The 16,846-nt window shown below is 38.9% G+C and carries 11 protein-coding genes and 2 tRNA genes; 3 read left to right on the top strand and 10 right to left on the bottom strand.

The genetic code is table 11. From position 1 onward, the window contains the following. The first annotated feature begins 125 nt into the window (after window positions 1-125). Entirely contained in the window at window positions 126-1,034 is a 909-nt protein-coding gene (gene rpoH / locus H3R28_RS07450) for an RNA polymerase sigma factor RpoH (RefSeq protein ID WP_122122994.1), read from the top strand. 35 nt (window positions 1,035-1,069) lie between these two features. Here the strand turns inward: rpoH and H3R28_RS07445 are convergent, their stop codons facing one another. The 6 genes from H3R28_RS07445 to H3R28_RS07420 all read right to left on the bottom strand — a co-directional run bounded on the left by H3R28_RS07445 (window position 1,070) and on the right by H3R28_RS07420 (window position 6,488). Next, window positions 1,070-1,378 carry an AzlD family protein gene (locus tag H3R28_RS07445; RefSeq protein ID WP_122122993.1) on the bottom strand — a complete coding sequence of 103 codons (309 nt, stop codon included), beginning with the start codon at window positions 1,376-1,378 and terminating at the stop codon, window positions 1,070-1,072. Beyond that, window positions 1,371-2,165 (bottom strand): AzlC family ABC transporter permease, encoded by a 795-nt coding sequence (locus H3R28_RS07440; protein WP_198210536.1) that lies wholly within the window; start codon window positions 2,163-2,165, stop codon window positions 1,371-1,373. The genes H3R28_RS07445 and H3R28_RS07440 overlap by 8 nt, the downstream gene beginning before the upstream one ends. 471 nt (window positions 2,166-2,636) lie before the next feature. Then, window positions 2,637-3,926, bottom strand: coding sequence for an adenylosuccinate synthase (locus H3R28_RS07435; protein ID WP_198210535.1), 1,290 nt, complete (start codon window positions 3,924-3,926; stop codon window positions 2,637-2,639). Window positions 3,927-3,999: 73 nt separating this feature from the next. After that, window positions 4,000-5,145, bottom strand: coding sequence for an ATP phosphoribosyltransferase regulatory subunit (locus tag H3R28_RS07430; RefSeq protein WP_198210534.1), 1,146 nt, complete (start codon window positions 5,143-5,145; stop codon window positions 4,000-4,002). Window positions 5,146-5,187: 42 nt separating this feature from the next. Next, window positions 5,188-6,360, bottom strand: a complete 1,173-nt coding sequence (locus H3R28_RS07425) for a phosphoserine transaminase (RefSeq protein WP_198210533.1) — start codon at window positions 6,358-6,360, stop codon at window positions 5,188-5,190. 44 nt (window positions 6,361-6,404) lie between these two features. Beyond that, a tRNA-Leu gene (locus H3R28_RS07420) sits at window positions 6,405-6,488 on the bottom strand. 480 nt (window positions 6,489-6,968) lie between these two features. Here H3R28_RS07420 and H3R28_RS07415 point away from each other — a divergent pair. Continuing rightward, window positions 6,969-11,018: a Hint domain-containing protein gene (locus H3R28_RS07415; protein ID WP_198210532.1), complete on the top strand. Its 4,050-nt coding sequence runs from the start codon at window positions 6,969-6,971 to the stop codon at window positions 11,016-11,018. 412 nt (window positions 11,019-11,430) lie between these two features. After that, entirely contained in the window at window positions 11,431-14,046 is a 2,616-nt protein-coding gene (locus H3R28_RS07410; protein WP_198210531.1) for a Hint domain-containing protein, read from the top strand. Window positions 14,047-14,265: 219 nt separating this feature from the next. Here the strand turns inward: H3R28_RS07410 and argC are convergent, their stop codons facing one another. The 4 genes from argC to H3R28_RS07390 all read right to left on the bottom strand — a co-directional run bounded on the left by argC (window position 14,266) and on the right by H3R28_RS07390 (window position 16,786). Continuing rightward, window positions 14,266-15,177: an N-acetyl-gamma-glutamyl-phosphate reductase gene (gene argC, locus H3R28_RS07405; protein WP_198210530.1), complete on the bottom strand. Its 912-nt coding sequence runs from the start codon at window positions 15,175-15,177 to the stop codon at window positions 14,266-14,268. 112 nt (window positions 15,178-15,289) lie between these two features. Next, entirely contained in the window at window positions 15,290-15,787 is a 498-nt protein-coding gene (rpsI, locus tag H3R28_RS07400) for a 30S ribosomal protein S9 (protein WP_110439378.1), read from the bottom strand. Window positions 15,788-15,792: 5 nt separating this feature from the next. Next, complete coding sequence (gene rplM, locus H3R28_RS07395; RefSeq protein WP_198210529.1) at window positions 15,793-16,278, bottom strand: 50S ribosomal protein L13; 486 nt, start codon at window positions 16,276-16,278, stop codon at window positions 15,793-15,795. Window positions 16,279-16,710: 432 nt separating this feature from the next. Beyond that, a tRNA-His gene (locus H3R28_RS07390) sits at window positions 16,711-16,786 on the bottom strand. Window positions 16,787-16,846 lie beyond the last annotated feature (60 nt).

Here is a 16,846-nt window from a genome sequence, read left to right as displayed (position 1 = left end):
CGTAAACAAAACAAACTTCATAAAATATAAATGTGGGTCAACTGCATTAATTAAAAATACAATAAAGATCAACAAGACATGTGTTCTGTTTTACGCAGACCATAACATCATAAAGGTACAAATCAATGGTTCCTTCAATGTTAGATATCACGCCAGAAAACAACATTACACAATATATCCAGAATATCCGCAAATTTCCCCTCTTAACAGCTGAAGAGGAATTCACCTATGCGAAACAGTGGAAAGAGGAGGGAAATATCCAGGCTGCACATAAATTGATCAACGCACATTTAAGATTAGTCGTTAAAATAGCCACAACATACAAACGCTATGCCTTGCCCCTGAATGAATTGATAAGTGAGGGAAATATAGGTATGCTTCAAGCCATCCAACGTTTTAATCCAGATCGTGGGTTCCGGTTTACAACCTATGCAATTTGGTGGATTAAAGCGGCTATTCAGGAATATATTCTTCACAACTGGTCTTTGGTTAAAATCGGGACAACCGCTGCTCAAAAAAAGCTTTTTTTCAATTTACGTCGCGTTAAAAGCCAGATTAAGGCCTTTAGTGACACTGACCTAACCCCGGAACAATTGGAAACAATTTCGGAGAAACTTGGAGTAACTACATCCGAGATTCAAAGCATGAATCAACGGCTAAGCGCTCAAGATCACAGCCTAAATACCCCTATGGGAAACGACAGTGATTATAACGAATGGCAGAATATGCTGGTTGATGACGCCATTAACCAGGAAGAGAGCTATGCCGAACGTGAAGAACTATCCCAACGTCATAATATTCTACAAAAAGCGATGGAAGGCTTAAAACCCAGAGAACGTGAAATATTAACGGAGCGTAGGTTAAAAGACAAACCTGCAACCTTGGAAGAACTTTCAAAAGTCTATAAAATTTCCAGAGAACGTATCCGTCAGATTGAAACCCGTGCTTTTGAAAAATTGCAAGAAATTATTCAAAAAGCACATGGTTCAGATATTGGATTTAAAAACTCAATAAACCAGGTAGCTATTGCCTAAAAATATAAAACATAACAAGCTGGATTATGTCGTATTTAACCTAGAAGATATCGTAATAATCCAGCTGATCCTATCGCGATAATCAGTGTAACCAAAAAAGAGCATCGAATAGCCGCCGTTACCGTAAAGATTAATGCAATCATATCTGCTATCCGTCCTGTAACAAAATAAGGTGCGATCAAGGAAATCATTACGCATCCAGGAACAATTTCCAATATGTTCTTTAATCGGGGATGATCATATTTACTAAAAACAAGGTATCCACCAATTCGTGTCAGATATGTTACCATACCCATGAATATAATCGTCAGAAAAGCGTGTTCATTAATATAGGTACTAAACATTTTTTGATGCCTGCAGCATGCGATTGGGAACCAGAAAGACAAATATTATTCCGGTTAAAGTACCCGCAATAATATACCATTCCCCAGGCACAAACATATACACTATACAGGCAGTTATAAGGCTACTTGCCCAGATAATGCCTTTACGCCATCCCAGCCACATACCACGAAGTAAAACAATGAATATGGCTGCAAACGCCATATCAAATCCATAATGCAAAAGATTACCAAATAAAGGCCCCAATAAAATTCCTATCACGGCACTTGTAACCCAGACAAGATACAAAGAAACTCCTACAGTCATATAAAATATATAGCTAAAAGATGGACTAATGACTTTTTTTAACCTGTTATAACAGTCCTGCAATGACAATGCCCAACATTCATCACATAAAAAGAAAAAAGATGGTAAAATCCTTTTTAATGAAAAACGCTTGCAAAACTGTATCATGGTGGCGCCCATTAAAATATGACGGAAATTCACCAGTAAAGTCATCGCAACAATCAATAATAATGGCGGTGTTTTTTGCCATAAATTAATCGCGACAAATTCAGATCCGCCAGCAAAATTTAAACTGCACATTAACCAGAGCTCAAGCGTTGACAATCCATGTATCTTTGCCTGCGCCCCCAATAACAAACCAAAAGGAATGACACTTAACATTAAAGGAAAAGCTGTCTTTAAAGCTCTCAGAATTTCCCTGCGTATATTTGATCCTACGCGTTTTTCTTTATTGGAATCAGATGTTAACCCGTTATTTTTTTTATTGAATATTTGGATAACCATGTGCATCACATTGAATTGGTCAAAATAATATTTGATAATTATCTATTAAGCTGTTAATAAAACAGTTTTTTAAAAATTTTTCTTTTGGAATATATTAAATCTACAACAAATTTCAAAAGATAAAAAAATTTAAAACATACTGTTATTAATTTTACGATCAGATAAATTTGTTTCAAATGATTCTTAGTTACAATCTATCTTTTCGATCATTATATTTAAGCAATAAAATAAAATTATCTATAATATATCCTTAAATCATTTCTTGAACATATATTAAAAGATGGTTTTTGTTTCTTTTTCATATAAATATTAATTTTCAAATCTTTTTTTGAATAAAATTCATTAAAATTTTCTTAATAAAAATCTTTTATTCACAAATAAATATTTATAGAACGAATTAAGAAACGTAAAATGAGAATTATAAAAGACCCCTTGTCAGGGGTCACAAAAAGACAATAAATTATCTTAAAATTAGTTTGGCAAAAAATTCTCGGATAATATTGTATCTTCACGTTCAGGACTGGTTGAAATGACAGCAACCTTAACCCCTGTCAATGCTTCAATACGTTCAATATAATTTCTTGCTGCTGCCGGCAATTCTTTCTTTGACCGAATACCAGAGGTCTTTTCATTCCATCCTGACATCGTTTCATAAATAGGTTTCAATCTTTTTTGCGCTTCCAAAGTATATGGAAAACGCTCTATATTCTGACCGTCCAATTGATACCCGACACAAATTTTGACCTCTTTTAACCCGTCCAGAACATCTAGTTTCATCAAGGCCAAACCATCCAATCCACCAACTTGAACTGCACGACGTACCAGTACAGCATCGAACCATCCACAGCGTCTTGGCCGTCCTGTTACCGTACCGAACTCATAACCTTTTTTACCTAAATATTTTCCAGTTTCATCAAATAGCTCGGTTGGAAATGGCCCTGCACCAACTCTTGTCGTATAGGCCTTGGCAATTCCAAGTATGTATCCGCCTGTCCGTGGACCTGTACCGCTACCAATCCCCGTTTGAGCAGGCACAGTATTTGAACTGGTTACAAAAGGATAGGTTCCATGATCTACATCCAACATTATGGCCTGTGCCCCTTCAAATAGCACAAATTTATTATCCTTAATATAACTTGCCATTAATTCTGAAACGGGTGCCATAAAAGGTAAAACCTTTACAGCAATAGTATTGAGATAGGATAGAATTTCATCTTTTGAAAATGTTTTTTCACCCAATGATACCAATAAGGCATTATGATGAGCCAATAACTCATCCAAACGCCAATCTAGCGTTTCCGGTTCTGTCAAATCACACAAGCGAATGGCACGACGCGCCACTTTATCTTCATAAGCGGGTCCGATACCTCGACCGGTTGTTCCAATTTTATGTTCTCCACGTGCTTTTTCACGAGCCTGATCCAAGGCCACATGAGAAGGCAAAATCAAAGGGCAATTCTCGGCTACTTTTAAAATATCTGGAGTAATTTCGATATTCTGATCTTTAAACTTGGCAATCTCATTTAACAGGGCCTGTGGATCAACAACAACCCCATTGCCAATAATACTAATTTTTTGCCTAACTACACCGGAAGGCAATAATGATAATTTATAACTTTTTCCATCAATAACCAGGGTATGTCCAGCGTTATGTCCGCCCTGAAATCTTACTACAACATCTGCCTGACTGGCCAGCCAATCAACAATCTTTCCTTTTCCCTCATCTCCCCATTGGGAACCGACAATGGTAACACTGGACATATAGACTTCCTTATCTAAACAACCTTATTTATAAAATTACACAAATATTAAATGATTAAAGCGCTTACACCAATTACAAAGGAAACAATTTCCCTTTTTTGTATATATATTGGCAATTTAAATGATGAGCCTCTTCTTCGGGATCGCCTTCAACCGCACAACTCATTAACGTAACATATCCCTCTTCATGCAGTTTGCCCAACTCCTCAATTCTATAACAACCATAGGGAACAAAAACCCTTGATTTGCTCAAAGGTCTCTCCGCTCTTTGCAACAAAATATCTGGACGAAGGGTTAAACCACAAGCAGGTTCCTGATTATTGGAAAGATATCTTCCACCCCGACCAACTTCACCACTAATACCATCAGCATAAACGGAAATACATAATCCTGTATGATAATCCCAGCCTCTAAATTCAACAGGATCAATAGTCAATTCAATATCCGGATCTTGATTTCGCACCGCTTTTACAGAAGCCAACAACCGTTCAAACAACCGTTGGGCCTCGGCTGGAAAATTTAATTTTCGCAATGCGCCAATAGCCTGATCCGCAGGTCCTGCCGCCTGCAACATAGCTGTCAAAATATCCGAATAATCCCCGCCATAATATTTTACGGCAGCAACATCTTTACGATCCAATGCACGCATTAACGCACCCAATTGTGCAGAGGTAAAATTTTCCGGGCTAATAATTGCCTGTACCAGCTGCGGCATCATTAAATCAAAACTGAAGGCCTGAATCCCAAGCGCCTGCAATGCCTGTGCAGTCACAAGAATCACCTCGGCATCAGCCTGTGCATTATCGATGCCAATTAATTCAATGCCAGTCTGTAAAATTTGACGGGCTGCTGAATGTCTTGCCCCTTTAACCCAAATACAGAGACCAGCATACGACAACCGTAAAGGACGTGGTGAATTGATCAATCGTGTCGCAGCAATTCTGGCAATCTGAGGTGTAATGTCTGCGCGCAAGCCCATCATATAACGTGTTTCTGGATCCATTATCCGAAAAGTTTGCTCTGCAATTCCTTTGCCCGCATGCGCAAGAAGACTCTGTTCGAATTCCAATAAAGGTGGATTGACCCGATCATAACCGTAATTAGCAAAAATATTCATCATTTTTTGCAAACCACGCGCTTCTGTCTCAGCATCAGAGGGCAAGACATCGCAAAAACCAACGGGGAGCAATGCGTTACTTATTTCCAGATCATCAATCATATGTATAGTTGCTTTTTACCTTTAATCATCTTCCCGTATGATTCAGCCATCCGCTTTTACCATCGCAAACGCCCAATCAAGCCAAGGTAACAGGGCCTCCATAGATGCAGCAGTCACCGTTGCCCCACCCCATAACCTCAATCCCAGAGGAGCATCACGATAACTGGCAATATCATAAGCGACCTGTTCCTCAGCCAAAAGACCAGTCAGTTTCGATAAAACCGTTTTCTGACTTTTATTATCCAACGCAACAAACCAAGGGTCCACAATTTTTAAACAAATAGAGGTATGTGAGCGATACTTCTCATCTTTTGCAAGAAATTCAATCCATGCCGTTTTAGCAACCCATTGGCTGACAATCCTCAGATTATTTTCACTAAGACGTTTCAATCCTGCCAATCCCCCGACAGATTGAGCCCATCTCAAACCATCCAGCGCGTCTTCAACACAAAGCATTGACGGAGTATTGATTGTATCTCCCTCAAAAATTTTTTCGTTCAATTTTCCCTGTTTCAATACACGGAAGATTTTAGGCAAGGGTCTTAACTGTTTTGTTTTTTCTAGACGTCTCACTGCACGTGGTGATAGAGCAAGCATTCCATGCGCGGCTTCCCCACCCAAAACCTTTTGCCAGGACCACGTTACCACATCAAGTTTCGACCATGGTAGATCCATCGAAAAAACAGCCGAGGTCGCATCACAAATAACCAATCCATCATGATGGTCAGGAATAAAATCTCCATTTGGAATTTTAACACCCGAAGTCGTTCCGTTCCACACCATTACAACATCATTATCCCACTGAATTTCATCCAGATTTGGCAATTCACCATACTCTGCATGAATAATATTGGTATTGGGTAGTTTTAACTGTTCAACAACATCGGTAACCCATTCCGCAGAAAAACTGTCATAAGAAAGCATATCAACAGAACGAGACCCTAGCAAGGCCCACAAAACCATTTCAACAGCCCCGGTATCTGAAGCGGGAACAATACCCAATTTCCATCCTTCAGGAACATCAAGTATTTCAGCAGAGCGGTGGATGACATCATGTAACCTGGCCCGCCCTTCCTTGGAACGATGTGACCGTCCTACCAGGGCATTTTGCAAAACATTGATATTCCATCCGGGACGTTTTGCGCAAGGACCAGATGAGAAACATGGATTTTCAGGTTTTTTTTGGGGTTTGGGAGATATGGACAATCTTGACATAAGCGTTAATAACCATTCATTGCACGTTAACAGATAACGTGAATTGGTGCGAAAGGGGGGATTTGAACCCCCACGCCTTGCGGCGGTCGATTTTGAGTCGACTACGTCTACCGTTCCGTCACTCTCGCTTGCTTATTTCCTCTTAGCAGATAACACCACCAAAAGACAATCTTGTTTTTAAAAAAAATTAAAAAAATTGCAAGTGTTTTTCAAAGATTTTTTCATTTAAAATACATAATATTCACATTATAATTAAATTTTATACAAAAAATTATGAAACTGGTTACTTATACATCGTTTATTTAACTTATATTTATTTAAATTTTTTTAGAGTTTTTTAATAAAAAAAATTAATTCCAATAAAAAGCAAACCTTGCAAAACTTTTAAAGTAACCAAAAATATTCACTACTTTACCAAAATTTAAAAAATTAAAAAATCAATAATTCATTAAATAATATTAAATAAATTTAATGGTTATTACTTTAAATATCATTTTTTATATGTAAAAATTACTTATTAATAAATAACATGTTTGTATATTATGTTGTATTATACTAATAATAATATTTCAGGAACGAAAAAATAAAGTAAAAATAAGAGATTACTTATGGTTAAACATGTAAAAGACGACAAACGCAAAGATTTAACAGATGAAAATGAATTTAAAACAAATCATTTTGTAAACTATATTTATTATCCTGTTAATTTGGCAAATAAAAATAACGTCACCGAAGATCAAATAAGCACTTTTGATTCGATAGGATATTCCATACACAATAACAATCCCATCCTGAATACCGGTGATTGGTACGCCGTTAACTATAATGGAAAAACTATATATAGTAAGGGCGGATATAATCAGGGCGGTACAAATTCATACTTTAGCCTGTATACGGCTGATCACACAACCACTGATCCAAACTATGCCTATTCTGGCCCTGTAAACATTATCAACAGCAATTTGCATATCGAGAATGGCGCAGTAGTATCAGGACTCAATTACTTTTCCACTGACGGGAATCAATATACGCTTACCGTTGATCAAAATGGTAAATTGCAAGATTCCAATATTTTCAATCAAAATGTCAACATCAACAATGGTTTTTCCAGTAATAACAATTACTATAGCTGCCCCACCACAATGGCCGGCAACACTCGGTCAGACAACGATTCATTTACCAATGCCTATATCCTATCAGTGGGTAGCTGGACTTTAACGGGTATAGCCTCCCAACAGACCCCCTCATCAGGAAATTTTTTCTTTAGTAAGGGTGGAACAACAACAATCAATATAAAAGACTCTACCATAGTCACCAATCCCACTGTCACCGCCGATACGCAGGTTCCAGCCGACACGAGAAGTACGCAGATCAATGTTGATCAAGGAGCAAGATTCGGAAAACAGGATTTTTATTCCGCAAACAACATTGATGAATATTTGAACAACATAACAATCAAAAATGACTATAAATCCATTATCGGTGACGGAAGTTTCAGTGATTATAACGTTGTATATGTCACCAACGAGACATTTACAGACGCCAATGGAGTGACACAAACAGCAACAACTTACCGGGATTCAAATAATAATGTACTCTATCGGGGAAACGGTCCTGTCAATATCTATAATGTCTCAAGAATAATTGTCAGAAAAGGCGCGGTACTGGATCATGCGCAAATTTTTGGCGGAGCAATTCCCAGTATCCTGGTTGAAAACGGAGGCATTCTTCAAAATTCCAATATTTTCGATAGCTACATCGGGATTCAGAATGGGGGGCAATCACTCAATAACACCTATTACTCACCCGAATTCTGGTACAGCAGAAATAATGTCACCAGCCGCATGGAAGGGATCTCCAAAAATGATAAATTCTATGAATCTGCACACTCTTACCAGAATCTTTTAGACATTAGTGATAATGCCAATGTCTATTTCGATCAAAATGGTTTTACCGTAAACGATCCCACTAAAAATCCATCCCAAAGCCAACGCTTTTCGGTTGTCAATGGATTTATGCAACTGCATATCGGTTATGGAGGGCAATTCATTGATCCAAGTATATCAAGCTACAATAGTTATTATCTGGATTATTTTGGCGGGGGGGAAAATAATGATCCAAACAGTTCGCCAAACTATAATTATCCGGGTGTGGATCCTGACCTATCTGCTGATACCAGTAAAAATCCATTGAAATTCGATAACAATGTCGATTTTGCAAATTATACCGTCCGTAACAATAACCCGATCCTGGATGGAACCATTCCATGGCATGCCGTTAAACTTGACAATGGTAAAACGGTCTATCAACGGGGAACCGGCACAAATGGCCCCTATTTCAGTTTACACGACAAGGATCACCTAACCAATGATCCCAATAAAGCCTATTCAGGTCCTGTTAATATCATAAATTCCGATTTTTACATTGAAAATGGGGCTGTTGTCTCTGGATTGAATTTCCTTGCCAGTGACAATTCAAGAACATTATACAATAATGGTGGAACACTGCAAGATTCCAATATTTTCAATCAAAACGTAATTTTTACTGGCAATAGTCATTCCAACAACAACACTTTTATTTCCTGCCCCGTCAACATAAGTGGAACTACCGTATCCGATGGGGATTCTTTCGTCAATTTTTCCTCTAAAACAGGATATTATGATTTAAAGGGAATCAGTTATACAAATAGAAGCTATCTTGATACCAAACATGACAACACCTTTTTATCCAGTGATAATGGATCTGCTGATGTAAACGTAAATGACAGAAGTATTGTCAGAAATCCCCATATACCGAATGTTCCATTGAACAACTCAAGTAATACCATGACTATAAATGTGGTAAATACAGCACAATTTGAAACAAAGGGGGTGCCTACTGGTCCAGAACTTGATAAATACCTCGCCAGTACCGTTATTCAAAATGACAGCCTGAACATTATTGGCCCAAATAACGGTAGCAGTAACAATTGTGTCTATGTATACACAGAAAACGTTCTGGACCAAAATGGAAAACCTGTTTTGGACTCATCAGGTGTACCCCAAACAGTAAATGTCTATCGGGATAGTGCCGGACATGAAATCTACCGTGGTAATAAAAAAATTAATTTTTACAATGTATACAAGGTTATTGTCACCAAAGGTGCAGTTCTTGACGGCGCGCAAATTTTGGGAAACAATATCCCGAGACTCCTTGTCCAAAATGGCGGCACCATAAAAAATTCAAAATTTTATGATGGTTATGTAGGGATTGAACAAGGTGGAAAGTCAATAAACAATACTTATTATTCACCGGAATTCTGGTATTCCGAATGGGACAATCTGGGCGATCATCGAATGGAGGGCACTTCACAGGACGACAAATTCTTTGAGAGTTCTGGAACCGTAAAAGGTCTCGTAAATATCGCAAATAATGAATGTCGATATATTGATGGCAATAATAATGTTGTTTATAATGACAAAAGCTATAACCCTCCAAACAATACACAATTTACCGTAGCCAGTGGTACAACCCAAATCCATGTCGCGGGTAACGGAAAACTAATTAATCCGACGATATCAAGTAATAGCAAATATATTTTGGATTACAGGGATAATGCTCAGGAAGAACCCTGTTACCTTTGTGGCACGATGATAGAGACAAGAGACGGATTGAAGGCCATAGAAGAGATCCGTGCCGGAGACATGGTTTACGCATATGAAGGCTCCACGAGGGTTCTCAAACCCGTGACCTGGGCCGGGTCGGGTCACCACAGTGTCCGCAGGAACAGGCCCGATGATGTGGCGGGTTATGCCATCCATATCGTCAAAGACGCCTTGGCTGACAACATCCCATACAAGGATATGCGCATCACGCCGGAACATTGTCTCTATATTGATGAAAAGTTCATCCCCGCCCGCATGCTGGTCAATCATCACTCCATCCGTTACGATTATTCAAAAACCGAATATACCTATTATCATCTCGAACTGGAGAAACATGGCGTTATCAAGGCGGATGGCGTATTGTCCGAAAGCTACCTCAATACGGACAACCATAAAAATTTCCACAATCCTGAAAAGGTGGTTCAGTTAAGACAGGAGACAAAAGACTGGGCACAGGATGCCGCAGCCCCTCTGGAAACAAGTCGTGAGGCCGTTGAACCTGTCCATGCCCATTTGAAACAGAGGGCATTGCATCTGGGCATGAAGAACATGGTTGCGCCAGAAACAATCACCCACTCCACAAATCTTCATATCATTACTGACAGAGGCGAGGTTATCCATCCACAATGGCCGGTAACGGGAAATGGAAATTATGTCTTTGTTCTCCCCAGTCCCGTTCATCATGTCCATATCGTTTCAAATAGCAGTCGCCCGTGCGATGCCATCGGTCCCTTCGTTGATGACAGGCGCAATCTCGGCGTACTGGTCGAAACCATCACCCTGTTTGACAACAGGGAGAACCACTATGTCAAAGCCCACCTGGAAACCAGGAAACTTGAAGGGTGGCATAATCAGGAAAACATACCCTGCCGCTGGACGGACGGCTATGCTCTCCTGCCCCTGGACCAGCATGTTCTGCAAAAGGGCCGGAAGATCCTTACCGTAAAGGTCATCGCCGCTGGACCGTATATCTCACAAAACCAGTTGGATCATAAAAAAATAATGTCATCATAATAAAAATTACAAATACCATTTTATATTACTTATAAGGCTGGATCAGATAAATTGATCCAGCTTTTTTATAAAACCCATTTGATTCTAGCAATTTTATTACTTAATCCATATCCCGACCAGGCCATTACTTCATAATGTCATTTTCCATACATTTATTGAAAAACAAAATTGGGTGAATCCCTATCTAACTATTTTTTAATAAATATTAGATTTTTATTAAAAAATAATAAATGTATTCAAGATATTACATTTCAATTATCAAATTTAATTTACTAATTATATTAATAACATTATAATAATTAAATAGATTAAATAATAAATAGCATGCTCATGAAAGTATTACTTAAATAATAAATGTCGCAAATACTTACTTTCTGACACGCTTATAATAAAAATTATATGAGAATCACTGATGACGAACCAAAAAAAAGATTACTTGCGTAAAGATAAAAAAGATGATGATACATTCAAAATAAATCATTCATTTGTCCATTCATATCAATATCCTCCATCCTATGGTGAAAAGAACAGTCAAGATTCTATTCAAACCTTCTCAAATAATCGCCTTACAAGAGAGAATGCGACTTCCAATCAATTAAAAAATGTCGAAAATACAGACCTGAACAGTTATATATTACAAAATAACAATCCGATCATTGATAGTGGCAATTGGTATGCCGTTAAATTAAGTGATGGCCGCACTGTCTACAAAATAAACTCAACCAATGGACAGTATTTCAGCCTATCAACAAATAATCATCTTACATCTGATCCATCACAAGCCTATTCAGGACCCATCAATTTTGTTGACAGCACTGTAACCATTACAAATGGTGCAACCGTTTCAGGTTCAAATTTCCTTTTGATCAAAAACAGCCCCTCTAACAATTCAGCCATTACAATCAATACTGGTGGAACGCTCCAGGATTCAAATATATTCAATCAAAATGTTACGATGAATGGTGGCAGTTCCACCAACAACACTTTTATTTCCAGCCCCGTTATCATGAACGGTTCCGCCACTTCGGATAATGACTCATTCCTTAACCCAAATACTACAAGAAGCGGTTATAATCTGGGAGGTCAAAGTTTTAGTGGCAATAGTTACAAGAATCAACCCAACTCTTATTTTCAATCAAGTGATAATAATACTGCCAATCTTACCCTCAATAACAACAGTAAAGTAACAAATCCCAATATACCGGATCTTTACAGATACAACCCTTCATCAAACAGGCTGACCGTATCAGTCAGCAGAACCGCCCAATTTTCTCAAGAACAGATTACCGGGGATGATATTGAAAACTATGTAAAAAACTATAACATTTCCAACGATCATATCAATATCATCGGTACGGGTGGCACCACCTCAATTTATATCAGCTCTGAAATCGCTTCAGATCCTGCCGGTAATATGATTAGACAGAATGTCTATAAAAATGGAGCCGGAATTATCATTTACAGAGGTAATGATCCAGTAAATATTTTCAACATTAACAATATCTATATTCAAGATGGAGCGGTTGTAGACGGTGCTGAAATTTTTGCCAATAATAGTTGGCAGAACGTTTTTATACAAAAAGGTGGCACCCTAAAAAATTCAAAATTTTATGATGGTTATATAGGGATCGAACAAGGTGGAAAGTCAATAAACAATACTTATTTCTCGCCAGAATTTTCAAGTAATGGCCATTATATCGACGGTTTGTCTCAAAATGATACGATTTATGAAACATCCTGGTCAGCAAGTGGGAAATTAAATATCGCAAATAATAATAATATTTGCTTGAATGGAAACAACCCCCCTGTCTATAATCAGACTAACAACAACCCTCCACCCAATCAAACCATCTGGTTAACCAACGGATTGACTCGCGTAACTGTCGGGACTACAGGACAATTCATCAATCCAACAATAAACACTAATCACAACTATTCCATAGATTATGTGCCGGGACTGAACACTGATAATCCCCAACCCTGTTACCTTTGTGGCACGATGATAGAGACAAGAGACGGATTGAAGGCCATAGAAGAGATCCGTGCCGGAGACATGGTTTACGCATATGAAGGCTCCACGAGGGTTCTCAAACCCGTGACCTGGGCCGGGTCGGGTCACCACAGTGTCCGCAGGAACAGGCCCGATGATGTGGCGGGTTATGCCATCCATATCGTCAAAGACGCCTTGGCTGACAACATCCCATACAAGGATATGCGCATCACGCCGGAACATTGTCTCTATATTGATGAAAAGTTCATCCCCGCCCGCATGCTGGTCAATCATCACTCCATCCGTTACGATTATTCAAAAACCGAATATACCTATTATCATCTCGAGCTGGAGAAACATGGCGTTATCAAGGCGGATGGCGTATTGTCCGAAAGCTACCTCAATACGGACAACCATAAAAATTTCCACAATCCTGAAAAGGTGGTTCAGTTAAGACAGGAGACAAAAGACTGGGCACAGGATGCCGCAGCCCCTCTGGAAACAAGTCGTGAGGCCGTTGAACCTGTCCATGCCCATTTGAAACAGAGGGCATTGCATCTGGGCATGAAGAACATGGTTGCGCCAGAAACAATCACCCACTCCACAAATCTTCATATCATTACTGACAGAGGCGAGGTTATCCATCCACAATGGCCAGTAACGGGAAATGGAAATTATGTCTTTGTTCTCCCCAGTCCCGTTCATCATGTCCATATCGTTTCAAATAGCAGTCGCCCGTGCGATGCCATCGGTCCCTTCGTTGATGACAGGCGCAATCTCGGCGTACTGGTCGAAACCATCACCCTGTTTGACAACAGGGAGAACCACTATGTCAAAGCCCACCTGGAAACCAGGAAACTTGAAGGGTGGCATAATCAGGAAAACATACCCTGCCGCTGGACGGACGGCTATGCTCTCCTGCCCCTGGACCAGCATGTTCTGCAAAAGGGCCGGAAGATCCTTACCGTAAAGGTCATCGCCGCTGGACCGTATATCTCACAAAACCAGTTGGATCATAAAAATCAGCTGAAAAACTGAACAGCATGCTTCAGATTATTACAGAATCAGGTTATCTAATACGTTTCAATACTGTATTTCATAACCTGATCTTACTATAAAATTTACCAGACATCTTTCTAGAATAATTCTTATCCTCGATTTCATCGAAAAATTCTCATTATCTGCATTTATCAACATTTCAATTAAAATTTTATATACAAATGGTTATTGTTCCAATGATATTGATTGATAAATACCTCATATACCGAACATCAATCTGATATTCTGGATGGCCGCCCCTGATGCTCCCTTTCCAAGATTATCCAAACTTGCAGTCAATATTACCTGATCATTTCTATTATTCGAATGAACCCTCAGCTCCATACGATCGGTAAAGGCCAGCTGGTTTGCGGGAAGACGCGTCAAACCATCCTCAACAAAAACAATATTTTTTCGTTGAAAGTAATGTTCCTTCAAACATGTTTTAAGCTGTTTGACCGTACCATTTAACAAATTAACATGCAAAGGTATCGAAACAATCATTCCCTGTGCAAAATTTCCTACGGATGGAACAAATACAGGTTCCTGCACCAGATCGCAATAATGACAAATTTCCGGTAAATGCTTATGATTCAAATCTAAAGCATATAATTCGAAAGGAGGTGCATTCTTTTCCTGTTCATAAACTGCAATCAACTTTTTCCCTCCTCCACTATAACCACTTACAGCATTAATGGTTAATGGATAGTCCACGGGAATTATACCCGCCTTTACCAAAGGATGAAGCAAAGCAATTGCTCCACTGGAATAACATCCAGGATTGGCAACCTTATCGGCTTTTGCAATTTTTCGTTCTTGACCCGGATCCAATTCAGCAAATCCATAAACCCATTCCGGATCTGTTCGAAATGCTGTACTGGCATCCAAAATACGCGGTCTTTTACTTTCCATCATCTCAACAAGAGCAACAGCCTCACGTGAAGCCTTATCCGGAAGACATAAAACCGCCAAATCAACTGCCGCCATCATTTGAAGACGTTTATCAATATCATGACGATGCTCAATGGGGACCGAACATAATTCAATTGGCAAATCCGCCAAACGTTGTCGTATACCCAACCCCGTAGTTCCATATTCCCCATCAATAAAAATTTTAGGCATTTCTGTCATGATTGTCATTCCAAATAAATCGGTTTTTAATAATTAAACATATGCTTAAATAAAAAAGGCGAAGAAAAGCATAATGCCTTTCCTCGCCCCTGATTTCATAAAGCTGTAAGGCTTAACGTTTACTGAACTGGAAGGAACGGCGGGCTTTTGCCTTACCATACTTCTTACGTTCAACAACACGCGCATCACGTGTCAAGAAGCCTGCCGCTTTTAATGCGGCACGTAATTCAGGTTCATAGTTGCATAAAGCACGACTTAATCCGTGACGAACCGCGCCAGCCTGTCCTGACAAACCTCCCCCTGTTACAGTGCAGTAAACATCAAACTCACCTTCACGATTGGTTACCTGAAAAGGTTGATTCAACAACATCTGCAAAACTGGACGAGCGAAATAACTTGTTACCGGACGTCCGTTAACAATAATCTCGCCCTTACCGGGTTTTACCCATACACGTGCAATGGCATCCTTACGACGACCGGTTGCATAGGCACGACCAAACTGGTCACGCTTTGGTTCACGAACGATAACTTCCTGTTGTGCCAAAACAGTATCAACAACTGCCTCTTTCAGATCAGCCAAGCTGCCTGTACGTTCTTGAGTCTCTGACATATTCCTCAGGCTCCAACTTTTGTAGTTTTATTAACTCTATTTTTTCGGTTCAACGCAGCTATATCGAGCTTAACCGGTTGCTGTGCTTCATGTGGATGAGCATCACTGGCGTAAACATATAAATGTTTCATCTGTTTACGCTGCAATGGACCACGGCTAATCATACGTTCAACTGCCTTAATGACAAGATGTTCCGGATTTTTACCCGTCAAACGTTGTCTGATCGTACGTTCTTTGATCCCACCGGGATAACCTGTATGATAATAGAACATCTTCTGTTCTACTTTTTTGCCTGTTAAGGCGACTTTATCAGCATTGATAACAATAATATTGTCACCACAATCGACATGGGGTGTATATTGTGGTTTATGCTTGCCACGAAGGCGATTAGCAACGATAGCAGCCAAACGTCCCAAAACGATGTCTTTCGCATCGATCAGAACCCAATTCTTGGTTACTTCCGCTGGTTTAAGCGAAATGGTTGTTTTCATTAACTCTAGATTCCGTTAATTGAGCAAAACTGTAATTTGACTTTTGTTTATTAACTCAAGTATGTTTTTCGTCAAGTTTTTTTTTAATATTTACTAATTTTTATTTGTTTTTCAATGGCTTTAAATATGTGGTATTATAATACCACATATTTTTCTCTTCTCTTTGAGAAAAAATCAAATAAATTCTTATTACTTACTACAATAGTACAATGATCCAGCATTGATTAGACAAGCAATACAATAATGGAAAATTATTTCCGCTAGATTTTTCTGTATCTTAATCTTCTTGTTATAATGAATATTAATCAAAGTATTATAATAATTGGTACAACCAGTCCTAATTGATTTAATTGCCTGCAAATAAAAGGGATTAAATGCCAAATTCAAACCATGTTTTACGGAAAAATTTTATTGTCACAATAAATTGTCTGATGGGGCGAATGACGGGGATCGAACCCGCGACAACCGGTACCACAAACCGGCGCTCTACCAACTGAGCTACATCCGCCATTGTGTGATGAAATGTCTTTACTATAATTCCGTGTAATTCGTCAATTCATTTTCAAAA

It is taken from the genome of Commensalibacter sp. M0268 (assembly GCF_016101925.1).
Classification (GTDB): Bacteria; Pseudomonadota; Alphaproteobacteria; order Acetobacterales; family Acetobacteraceae; genus Commensalibacter; species Commensalibacter melissae.
Note: the sequence above shows the minus strand (reverse complement) of the source record. Positions and strands in the feature narration are given on the sequence as shown.

Coding starts and splice junctions, on each gene's coding strand:
- rpoH (WP_122122994.1), top strand. CDS start 126: ATGGTTCCTTCAATGTTAGATATCACGCCAGAAAACAACATTACACAA.
- H3R28_RS07445 (WP_122122993.1), bottom strand. CDS start 1,378: ATGTTTAGTACCTATATTAATGAACACGCTTTTCTGACGATTATATTC.
- H3R28_RS07440 (WP_198210536.1), bottom strand. CDS start 2,165: ATGGTTATCCAAATATTCAATAAAAAAAATAACGGGTTAACATCTGAT.
- H3R28_RS07435 (WP_198210535.1), bottom strand. CDS start 3,926: ATGTCCAGTGTTACCATTGTCGGTTCCCAATGGGGAGATGAGGGAAAA.
- H3R28_RS07430 (WP_198210534.1), bottom strand. CDS start 5,145: ATGATTGATGATCTGGAAATAAGTAACGCATTGCTCCCCGTTGGTTTT.
- H3R28_RS07425 (WP_198210533.1), bottom strand. CDS start 6,360: ATGTCAAGATTGTCCATATCTCCCAAACCCCAAAAAAAACCTGAAAAT.
- H3R28_RS07415 (WP_198210532.1), top strand. CDS start 6,969: ATGGTTAAACATGTAAAAGACGACAAACGCAAAGATTTAACAGATGAA.
- H3R28_RS07410 (WP_198210531.1), top strand. CDS start 11,431: ATGACGAACCAAAAAAAAGATTACTTGCGTAAAGATAAAAAAGATGAT.
- argC (WP_198210530.1), bottom strand. CDS start 15,177: ATGACAGAAATGCCTAAAATTTTTATTGATGGGGAATATGGAACTACG.
- rpsI (WP_110439378.1), bottom strand. CDS start 15,787: ATGTCAGAGACTCAAGAACGTACAGGCAGCTTGGCTGATCTGAAAGAG.
- rplM (WP_198210529.1), bottom strand. CDS start 16,278: ATGAAAACAACCATTTCGCTTAAACCAGCGGAAGTAACCAAGAATTGG.